The organism is Mesorhizobium sp. M5C.F.Ca.ET.164.01.1.1 (assembly GCF_004792125.1).
Taxonomy (GTDB): Bacteria; Pseudomonadota; Alphaproteobacteria; order Rhizobiales; family Rhizobiaceae; genus Mesorhizobium; species Mesorhizobium wenxiniae.
In genome coordinates, this window is the sequence record NZ_SRTG01000121.1 from 1 (window position 1) to 425 (window position 425).

Genomic DNA, 425 nt, shown 5'->3' on the forward strand with positions numbered 1-425 from the left:
GGAAACCGTGGCGCGCATGGAGGTGGCGGTCAACCAGGGCGACTACGCCAAGGCGCTCAGCGAGTACGACACGCTGCCGGAAGCGGTGAAGGCCGCCGGCGCGGATTTTGCCGGCAAGCTGAAGGCGCGACTGGAGGTCGAAAAGCTGATCGATTCGTCGATTGCCGGCGCGATGAAGGCGTGAGGGAGACCAGATGATCCGCATCCTCATCTTCCTCGCCGTCGTCTTCGCGCTCGGGCTCGGCTTCGCCTGGCTGGCCGATCGTCCCGGCGACATGGTCGTCACCTTCAACGGCTATCAGTATCAGGTCAGCCTGATGGTGGCGGCGGTGGCGGTGGTCGCGGTCGTCGCCGCGGTGATGATCCTGTGGTGGCTGGTGAAGTCGCTGTGGAACAGCCCCTATACCATCTCGCGCTATTTCCGG

Annotated in this window: 1 protein-coding gene and 1 pseudogene; both read left to right on the forward strand. The window is 64.5% G+C overall.

All coding sequences use genetic code 11. From position 1 onward, the window contains the following. Window positions 1-184, forward strand: a pseudogene (locus EN807_RS32710) (phage tail protein); the annotation flags it as partial. Between the two features lie 10 nt (window positions 185-194). Further along, window positions 195-425: heme biosynthesis HemY N-terminal domain-containing protein (locus EN807_RS32715; protein ID WP_281405243.1), on the forward strand; the 231-nt coding region annotated here is incomplete at its 3' end.